The 9,592-nt window shown below is 75.5% G+C and carries 7 protein-coding genes; 4 read left to right on the top strand and 3 right to left on the bottom strand.

The annotated features are described in order from the left end of the window. The first annotated feature begins 93 nt into the window (after positions 1–93). The gene (locus tag GQS09_RS24020) at positions 94–1,950 is read left to right on the top strand and encodes an IucA/IucC family siderophore biosynthesis protein (protein WP_165989641.1); all 1,857 of its coding nucleotides are present in this window, start codon (positions 94–96) and stop codon (positions 1,948–1,950) included. After that, the gene (locus GQS09_RS24015) at positions 1,947–3,317 is read left to right on the top strand and encodes a glutamine synthetase family protein (RefSeq protein ID WP_165989639.1); all 1,371 of its coding nucleotides are present in this window, start codon (positions 1,947–1,949) and stop codon (positions 3,315–3,317) included. The genes GQS09_RS24020 and GQS09_RS24015 overlap by 4 nt, the downstream gene beginning before the upstream one ends. A 27-nt stretch (positions 3,318–3,344) precedes the next feature. Here the strand turns inward: GQS09_RS24015 and GQS09_RS24010 are convergent, their stop codons facing one another. Beyond that, a complete protein-coding gene (locus GQS09_RS24010; protein ID WP_165989637.1) occupies positions 3,345–3,533 on the bottom strand; it encodes a hypothetical protein in 189 nt (62 codons plus the stop codon). Between the two features lie 409 nt (positions 3,534–3,942). Between GQS09_RS24010 and GQS09_RS24005 the strand changes: the two genes are divergently transcribed. Continuing rightward, positions 3,943–5,322 carry a helix-turn-helix transcriptional regulator gene (locus tag GQS09_RS24005; protein WP_165989635.1) on the top strand — a complete coding sequence of 460 codons (1,380 nt, stop codon included), beginning with the start codon at positions 3,943–3,945 and terminating at the stop codon, positions 5,320–5,322. Positions 5,323–5,349: 27 nt separating this feature from the next. Here GQS09_RS24005 and GQS09_RS24000 read toward each other — a convergent pair whose 3' ends face one another. Further along, positions 5,350–6,435, bottom strand: coding sequence for an ATP-dependent DNA ligase (locus tag GQS09_RS24000; protein ID WP_165989633.1), 1,086 nt, complete (start codon positions 6,433–6,435; stop codon positions 5,350–5,352). A gap of 76 nt (positions 6,436–6,511) precedes the next feature. Between GQS09_RS24000 and ligD the strand changes: the two genes are divergently transcribed. Beyond that, entirely contained in the window at positions 6,512–7,624 is a 1,113-nt protein-coding gene (gene ligD, locus GQS09_RS23995; protein ID WP_165989630.1) for a non-homologous end-joining DNA ligase, read from the top strand. Positions 7,625–7,722: 98 nt separating this feature from the next. Here ligD and GQS09_RS23990 read toward each other — a convergent pair whose 3' ends face one another. Further along, complete coding sequence (locus GQS09_RS23990) at positions 7,723–8,850, bottom strand: FAD-dependent oxidoreductase (RefSeq protein WP_165989628.1); 1,128 nt, start codon at positions 8,848–8,850, stop codon at positions 7,723–7,725. Positions 8,851–9,592: the final 742 nt, after the last annotated feature.

The raw sequence follows: 9,592 nt of genomic DNA, 5'->3' as shown, positions 1-9,592 counted from the left end.
GCCGGCCGGGCAGCCTGCCGGCGGCACCGCCCCGTCCGGCGCCGCCGGCGCCCGCCACACCCTTCCGTCCGTTCAGACCGAGGAGCACGTCCGATGATCCCCGCCGCCCCTGCCGACCGCACCGATCACCCCGGCCGGGACGCCTGGGCAGCCGCCGGGCGCCGGCTGCTGACCAAGGCGCTCGCCGAGTTCGCCTACGAGGAACTGCTCACCCCGGTGCCCGACCCCGCCGCACCGGCCGGTCCGGCCGGTCCGGCCGGTGACGCCTACCGCCTGGACCTGGGCGGGGGCGTGCACTGGACCTTCCGCGCCGTCCGCGGCACCTTCGGCACCTGGCGCATCGACGAGTCCTCGGTGCGCCGCCACCCCGCGCCGGGCCCGGACACCGGGACCGGCCCCGAGCAGCTCTTCCTGGACGCCCGCGGGGTCCTGGGCTGGGACGGCCCGACCACCGCCGAGGCACTGCGCGAACTGCTCGCCACCCGGCGCGCCGAGGCGCACACCCTGGCCCGCGCGCTGCCCGCCGCCGCCCTGGCCGACCTGGACCACCTGGAGCTGGAGGCCCACCAGGACGGCCACCCCTGCATGGTGCTCAACAAGGGCCGCCTGGGCTTCTCCGCCTCCGACGCCGCCGCCTACGCCCCCGAGGCGGCCGGGACCGTGCGGCTGGTCTGGGCCGCCGTGCACACCACCCTGGCCGGTTACGCCGGCGTCCCCGGGCTGGACGCCCAGGAGCTGCTGCTGGCCGAGGAGCTGGACGGGACCACCCGCAAGCAGTTCGCCACCGCCCTGGAGGACGCCTGCACGGCCGTCGGCCGCTCCCCCGCCGACTTCGTCTGGCTGCCCGTGCACCCCTTCCACTGGGACGAGGCGGTGGTCCCGCTGTTCGCGCCCTACCTGGCCGACGGACGCATGGTCCGGCTCGGCGAGGGCCCGGACCGCTACCGGCCGCTGCAGTCCATCCGCACCCTGGCCAATCTGGACCACCCGCACCGCCGCAACGTCAAGGTCCCGCTGCTGATCCGCAACACGCTGGTGTGGCGCGGGCTGTCCACCGAGCCGACCGCCGCCGCGCCGGACATCACCGCCTGGCTGCACGCGCTGCGCGAGGCCGACCCGTACCTGCGGGAGGAGCTCCGCTTCCACCCGCTGGGCGAGGTGGCGTCCGTGGCCGTGCACCATCCGCTGTACGAGCAGATCGGCGACGCGCCCTACCGCTACCACGAACTGCTGGGCGCGGTGTGGCGCGAGCCGCTGCCGGCGCTGCTGCGCCGGGGCGAGAAGGCCCGCACCATGGCCGCGCTGCTCAAGACCGGCTCGGACGGCCGCGCCCTGGTCGCCGAGCTGGTGGCGCGCTCCGGGCTGTCCGCCCGCGACTGGCTGGCCCGTTTCCTCGCCGCGCTGCTGCCCGGCCTGCTGCACCACCTGTACCGGTACGGCACCGCCTTCTGCCCGCACGGGGAGAACACCGTCGTCATCCACGACGCCGCCGAGGTGCCGGTGGGCATCGCGGTCAAGGACTTCGCCGAGGACGTCAACCTGCTGCCGGAGCGGCGCCCGGAGTACGACGCGCTGTCCGGCCGGGCCGGCCGGGTGCTGTTGCGCTGGCCCGCGCACGAGCTGGCGCACTCGCTGCTCTCCGCGGTCTTCGCCGGCCACTTCCGCTTCTTCGCCCCGCTGGTGGAGGAGCATCTGGGCGTGCCGGAGGCGGAGTTCTGGGCGCTGGTGCGCGCCGAGATCGAGCGCTACCACCGCCGTTTCCCGGAACTCTCCGGCCGGGCCGAGGACTTCGGCCTGTTCGCCCCGGAGTTCGACCGGGTGGCGCTGAACCGCGAGCAGCTGCTGGGCGGGGGCTTCCACGACCGTGCCGAGCGGGACGAGGGCTTCGACGTGGTGCACGGCACCGTGGCCAACCCGCTGGCCGCCGCCGGTGCGGAGGAGGGCCGGTGAGCGCCGCGTCCGCGCCGGACCCGTACCGGCGGCTGCGCGAGGAGGCCGCGGCCGGGCGGCTGGAGGAGGTCATCGTGGCCCTGCCCGATCTGCAGGGCCGGCTCCAGGGCAGCCGGCTGTCCGTGCCGTACTTCCTGGACGAGATCGCCGGGCGCGGCTTCGGCGCCTGCCTGTATCTGCTGGCCACGGACGCCGAGATGAACACCGGGCCGGGCTATGCCATCGACGCCTGGCAGGCCGGCTTCGGGGATTTCGTGCTGCACCCGGACCCGGCCACCGTCCGTTTCCTGCCCTGGGACCCGGGCACGGCCCTGGTGCTGGCCGACGCGGCCTGGCCGGACGGGGAACCGGTCGCGGTGGCGCCGCGCCGCGTGCTGCGCGAGCAGCTCGACCGGCTGGCCGGCGACGGGCTGACCGCCTGGGCCGGGACCGAGCTGGAGTTCCTGGTCTTCGAGGACTCCCCGGCGGCGGCCCACGAGCGCCGCTACCACGGGCTGCGTCCGGCGACCCGGCACAACGCGGACTACACGCTGCAGGGCCTGGCCGGGCTGGAGCCCCTGGCCCGGCGCATCCGGCGGGAGATGACCGCCGCCGGGCTGGCCATGGAGACCGCCCGGGCCGAGGTCCACCCCGGGCAGTACGAGATCGTCTTCCGCTATGCCGAAGCCATGGCCACCTGCGACAACCACGTCTTCTTCAAGACCGGGGTGAAGCAGATCGCCGAGCAGGAGGGGCGCGCGGTCACCTTCATGGCGAAGTACGACGAGGGGGAGGGCAACTCCTGCCATCTGCACCTCTCGCTGCGGGCCGCGGACGGCACCCCGGTGCTGGCCGATCCGTCCGCCGCGGACGGCATGTCGCCGCTGATGCGGCACTTCGTGGCGGGCCAGCTCGCCTGCCTGGCCGACTTCACGCTGCTGATGGCGCCCAACATCAACTCCTACAAGCGGCTGCAGCCGGGCGCCTTCGCCCCCACCGGTATCGCCTGGGGCCGGGACAACCGCACCTGCCCGGTCCGGGTGGTGGGGTCCGGTCTCTCGCTGCGCATCGAGCACCGGGTGCCGGGCGGCGACGCCAACCCGTACCTGGTGGTGGCCGCGGCGCTGGCCGCCGGCCGCTACGGCATCGAGCACGAGCTGCCGCTCGGCGAGGAGCACGCGGGCAACGCCCTGGCCGACCCGTCGGTGCCGCGGCTGCCCGCCACGCTGGACGAGGCGCTGCACCGCTGGGAGCACAGCGAGATCGCCGCCACGGTGTTCGGGCCCGCGGTGGTGGCCCACTACGCCCAGGCCGCCCGCACCGAGCTGGCCGCCTGCCGGGCGGCGGTCACCGACTGGGAGCGCCTGCGCGGATTCGAGCGCCTGTGAGGGGCCCTGCCCGGCCGCGCGGGAGGGTCATTCCATGCGCAGCACGACCGCCGCCAGGGCCAGGGTGGCCACCGCCACCAGCCAGTTGGTGCGGCGCCGGCTGCTGATCTCGCAGGTGATCACCACGACCAGGGTCGCCGCGGCGACGACGTACCAGCCGGCATGCGCCAGGAACGGCAGCAGGACGTGCGCGGTGAGGGCCCCGAGCGAGCCCATCCGTCCCACCGATCCGATCCGGCTCTTCTTCCCGCGGCCCCCTTCCGCTGCCCCGGTGTCTTCTGTCCTTGCCGTTTCCATGCCCTCCACGTGCCCGCGCCGGAACCCGTCGAACGACAACACCGGATAGTTCCTAACTTTTCGGACATTTCCTCGGCGGGGGCGATTCCCTCCGGCGGCGGCCGGGCGCCCGCCGGGGCCGCGGGGCGGCCGGGACGCGCACCGGGCGGAGGCCGTGCGGACGGACACCCGCGCGAGGGGCACGCCCGCTGCCTCGCCATCGGCGGCGGCCCGGCCGCCCGCCCGGTCCCGGCCCGGGCCGGTACGCCCCCGGCCCTGGGGGTAGGGTGACGGGGACGGCGTCGGGGCGGGGTCCGGGCGGCCGATCGCAGGGGGCGCGGAGGCATGCATGGTGGCCAGGGCGGAGGTGCCGGGCGGCGCTGAGGAGGACCGCACGTCCCCGGAGGCGATCGGCCGGCGGGTGCTGCGGCTGCGCACCGAACTGGGGCTCACCCAGCGCCAGCTCGCCGAACCCGCGTACACCGCCGCGTACATCTCCACACTGGAGGCCGGCCGGGTCCGGCCCTCGGAAAAGGCGCTGCGGTTCCTGGCCGAGCGGCTCAAGGTCGGCTACGAGGAGCTCGCCACCGGCCAGCCCGCGCACTTCGCCACCGAACTCCGGCTGCGGCTGACGGGGGCGCAGCGGGAACTGGCCACCGGGAGCGCCGAACGGGCCGCGGAGCAGTACCGGCAGCTGCTGGCCGAGGCCGAGCGGCACGGGCTGGAGGCGGAGTGCGCCACCGCGCTGCTGGGCCTCGGCCACTGCGCCCTGGAGACCGGGGACGTCCTCTCGGCCCGGGAGCGGTTCGAGGCGGCGGAGAAGCTGCTGGCCGAGGCGCCGCTGCCGCAGCGGGTCCCGGCGGTCCGGGGCCGGGCGATCACCCATCTGCTCACCGGGGAGCTGCGGTATGCCGTCTACCTGCTGGAGAGCACGATCGACGGGCTCAACGCGTCGGGGCTGCACCATCCGGACGCCCTGCTGCTGCTCTACACGGCCGTGATCGGGCCGTACATGGATCTGGGCGCGCCGGCCCGTGCGTCGCACGCCGCCGAGCTGGCACTGGCGCTGGCCGCGCAGGTGACCGATCCGGCGCTGGTGGCGCAGATGCACCGGCAGGTGGCCCGGACCCTGCTGGCGGAGGGCCGGATCGCCGAGGCCGACGCCTCCCTCACCAAGGCGGCCGAGCTGTACCAGCAGCTGCAGATCCGCACCGAGCTGGCCAACTGCCACTGGATGCGCGGCTACGTGCACGCCCAGAACGGCGATCTGGAGCGGGCCGAGCGGGAGTTGCGCACCGCGCGGACCATCCTGGCGGCCCGGCACGCCGCGCTCTACGCCGCCCAGGTGGAGATCGAACTGGCGGATGTGCTGCGGCGGCGCGGGAAGCAGGCGGAGGCCAGGGAGCTGCTGCAGGGCCTGCTGGGCGACGAGGCGCCCGACCCGGGGGCGATGCACGTGGGGGCGGCGCACCGGCTGCTGGGCATGATGGCCGCGGAGGCGGGCGACAACGAGGCGGCCGAGCGGCACTACGCCACGGCCATGAGCCTGCTGGAGCAGGCCGGCCAGGCCGGGGACCTGGCCGACATCTGCCTGCTGCTCGGCGATCTGTTCCGCCGCGAGGGGCGTGCCGACGCCGCCATGGACGCCTACCGGACCGGGCTCGGGCACCGCGCCACACCGGGAACCACCACGCTGGGCCCGGCGCCGACCGCACCGCCCATGGGCTGAGCCGGCCGCCGCCGGTGCGGCCCGGGGTCATCCCGCACCGGAGCCGCTCAGGATCTGCCCGAGGTCGAAGCGCACGGGCTCCTCCAGCTGGGCGTAGGTGCACTGGCCCGGCTCGCGGTCCGGCCGCCAGCGGCGGAACTGGGCGGTGTGGCGGAAGCGGTCCCCCTGCAGGTGGTCGTAGGCGACCTCGCAGACGCGCTCCGGCCGCAGCGGGATCCAGGACGGGTCCTTGGCCCCGGCGCCCGAGCCCGACCACCGGCTCACCGCGCCCGGCAGCCGGCCCTCGGCGTGCGCCGCCTCGTCCTGCCAGGCCGCCCACGGATGGCCGGCCGGATCGGTCATCCGGAAGGGCTCGACCTCGGTGACGAGCTCGGCCCGGCGCCGGGCGGAGAAGGCGCCGCAGACGCCGACGTGCTGAAGCCGGCCGGTGTCGTCGTAGAGCCCGAGCAGCAGCGAGCCGACGCCCGCGCCGGTCTTGTGCACGCGGTAGCCGGCCACCACGCAGTCCGCGGTCCGCTCGTGCTTGACCTTGATCATCAGGCGCTGGTCGGGACGGTAGAGCAGGCCGAAGGGTTTGGCGACGACACCGTCCAGGCCCGCGCCCTCGTACTGCTCGAACCAGCGCTCCGCCTCGGCCAGGTCGGTGGTGGCCGGTGCCAGGTGAAGCGGCGCGGTGGCGTCGCGCAGCGCCGCCACCAGCAGCCGGCGCCGGTCGGAGAACGGGACGTCCAGCAGGGACTGGTCCTCCACGGCGAGCAGGTCGAAGGCGATGAAGTCGGCCGGGGTGCGCTCGGCCAGCATGCGCACCCGGGACCGGGCCGGGTGGATGCGCTCCTGGAGGGCGTCGAAGTCCAGCCGGCCGCCCCGGGCGATCACGATCTCGCCGTCCACCACCACCCGGTACGGCAGCCGGTCCGCCAGGGCGGCGGCCAGCTCGGGAAAGTAGCGGGTCAGCGGCTTGGCGCCGCGGCTGCCGATCTCCAGCTCCGGCCCGTCCCGGTACACCAGCGCCCGGAACCCGTCCCATTTGCCCTCGTAGTGCATGCCCGGCGGGATGCGGGCGGCGGACTTGGCCAGCATGGGTCTGACGAACGGCATCACCGGGAGGTCCATGATCGAAAGTGTGTGACCACGGGTGCGCCGCGTCTCCCGGGAGGCGGCGGACGGGTGACCGGCCTAGCTTGAGGGCATGGCAGGCAAAGGCGACGCCGTGGAGCTGACCGTCGGGGAGCGCACGGTACGGCTGTCCAGTCCGGAGAAGGTGTACTTCCCGGAGCGCGGCTTCACCAAGATGGACGTGGCCCGCTACTACCTGGCGGTGGCGGACGGCGTGGTCCGGGGGCTGCGCGACCGGCCGACCATGCTGGAGCGGTATCCGGACGGTGTCGGCGGCGAGTCCTTCTACCAGAAGCGGGCCCCCAAGAGCCTGCCCGACTGGATCGGGACGGAGCGGATCACCTTCCCCAGCGGGCGGTACGCCGACGAGATCTGCCCGGCCGAGCCGGCCGCGGTGATCTGGGCGGCGAATCTGGGCTGCCTCACCTTCCACCCCTGGCCGGTGCGGCGCGGGCGGGCCGACCACCCCGACGAGCTGCGCATCGACCTCGACCCGCAGCCCGGCACGGACTACCCCGACGCGGTGCGGGCCGCCGGCGAACTGCACGCGCTGCTGGACGGGCTCGGGCTGCGCGGCTGGCCCAAGACTTCCGGCGGGCGCGGCCTGCATGTTTTCGTGCCGATCCTGCCGGAGTGGACATTCACCGAGGTCAGACGGGCGGTCATCGCCATCGGGCGGGAGCTTGAGCGGCGGGCGCCGGACCGGATCACCACCGCCTGGTGGAAGGAGGAGCGGGGCGAGAAGATCTTCGTCGACTACAACCAGATGGCCCGGGACCGCACCATGGCCAGCCCGTACTCGGTCCGCCCGCGCCCCCGCGCCACCGTGTCGGCCCCGCTGCGCTGGGAGGAGCTGGCCGGCGGCGCCCGGCCGGAGGACTTCGACCTGGAGACCATGCCCCGCCGCTATGCGGAGCTGGGGGACGTGCACGCGGACATGGAGGAGCACCGCTTCCGTCTCGACACCGTCCTGGAGCTGGCCGACCGCGACGAGCACGACCACGGGCTGGGCGACATGCCCTACCCCCCGGACCACCCCAAGATGGCCGGTGAGCCGAAACGGGTCCAGCCCAGCCGTGCCCGCCGCGGCAGGGACCCCGAAGGCGCACGGGACACACCGGACACACAGGACAGACGGGACGCGCCGAAGGCGCAGGGCACCCGGGAGCGGGGCCGCACCCGGTAGGGCGCGGGCCCGTCACCGCCCGCCCCCGCGGCGGCCCTCCCGGTCACCCGCCCGGTGCGCCGAGGGCGGGTCCGGCCGCGACCGGCACGGGCGGGTCGTCACCCCGCGATGACCTCGCCGGCGAGGACGGTGGTGCGCAGGTCGTGCACGGCGGCCCGGCCGGCCCGGTTGGCCCCGATGGTGGAGGCGGACGGGCCGTAGCCGACCAGATGGACGCGCGGGTCGCGGACCACGCGGGTGCCGGCGAGCCGGATGCCGCCGCCCGGCTCCCGCAGCCGCAGCGGCGCCAGATGGGCGATGACCGGGCGGAAGCCGGTGGCCCAGAGAATCGTGCCGGCGGCCACCGACCGGCCGGGGCGGTCCGGCCGCTCGTCCCAGACCACCCCGTCGGGGGTGATCCGGTCGAACATGGGGTGGCGCTCCAGGACGCCGTTCTCCCGGGCACGCCGGACCTGCTCGGTGAGCGGCAGACCGGTGACCGAGACCACGCTGCGCGGCGGCAGGCCCTGCCGCACCCGGTCCTCGACCAGGGCCACGGCCGCCCGCCCCTGCTGCTCGCCGAACTCGCCCTCCCGGAAGAGGGGCGGCCGGCGGGTGACCCAGGTGGTGGCCCGGGCGGTCTCCGCGACCTCCATCAGGTGCTGGACGGCGGACGCTCCCCCGCCGACCACCACCACCAGGTCACCGGCGAAGGCGTCCGGACCCGGGTACCGGGCGGTGTGCAGCTGGCGGCCCCGGAAGGAGGCCATGCCGGGAACGTGCGGGACGAAGGGGCGGTCCCAGGTGCCGGTGGCGTTGATCACGGCACGGGTGCGCCAGCGGCCGTGGCCGGTGACGACCAGCAGCCGCCCGCTGCCGTCGGCGGTGTCCCGCACCGCGGTGACGTGCACCGGCCGGATCACGGGCAGGCCGAAGGCGCGTTCGTAGTCGGCGAAGTAGGCGCCGATGACCTCCGAGGAGGGGCGGTCGGGGTCCGCTCCGGAGAGTTCCATCCCGGGCAGCGCGTGCATGCCGTGCACCCGGCCGTAGGTGAGGGTGGGCCAGCGGTGGCGCCAGGCGCCGCCGGGCCCGGACTGGTGGTCGAGCACCACGAAGTCCCGGCCCGGCACGGACCCGGTGCGGCGCAGATGGTAGGCGGCCGACAGCCCGGCCTGCCCCGCACCGATCACCACCACGTCGACGGAACCGCCGGCGGCGGGGCCGGCGGCCACGGGCTCAGCGTTCATGTGGACGACAACCGCGGCGGGGGCCGGGAGCTTCCCGTGGCCGGAGGGGAGGGGCGGGGCTCAGCCGTAGGTCTCCAGGCGGGTGAGACGCCAGCCGCCGCCGGCGTCGCGGGCCGTCTCCACGGCCAGCAGGGCGGCGGCCAGCGTGGGCCCACCNCGTCTCCACGGCCAGCAGGGCGGCGGCCAGCGTGGGCCCACCGTCCCCGCTGTCCCCGCTGTCCCCGCTGTCCCCGCTCTCCGTGCCGTCTGTGCCGTCCGTGCCGGGCTCGCCCTCCATGCGCTGCCCGGCGGCGGTGCTGGTGGAGCGCTGGTCGGCATAGACCAGCACGCGGGCCCGGTCGCCCTCCAGCCACTCCACTCCGGTGTGGGTGACCGAGGTGACCAGGACCAGCCGCTCCTGCTCGCCCCGCTCGCGGACATCGGCGAACAGGTCGCGGTGCTCGGCCACGGCCGGGCCGGTCAGCAGCCGGTCCGCCGCCCGGTCGGTGGCCTCGGGATCGGTGTGATCGTAGGAGAACAGCGCGTTCACGGCCTCGGTCACGGCCGCCTGGACCTCCGCGGTACGGGCGGGGTCGCTGAGCGCGGTGTTGCGCCCGGCGGGGGTGCCGGTGAGCCGGTCGGCGCGGTCGCGGGCGTGCAGGGCGAAGGCGGTGAGCAGCAGGGCCACGGCGAGCAGCACGGCCGGCAGCAGCACGGGGCGGCGGCGGCGCCCGGGCCCCTTCCCGGGGGCGGCGGGGCGGGG

Origin of the sequence: Streptomyces sp. YIM 98790, assembly GCF_011421595.1 — a bacterium.
Lineage (GTDB): Bacteria > Actinomycetota > Actinomycetes > Streptomycetales > Streptomycetaceae > Streptomyces.
This window is presented reverse-complemented; position numbering and strand designations above follow the sequence as displayed.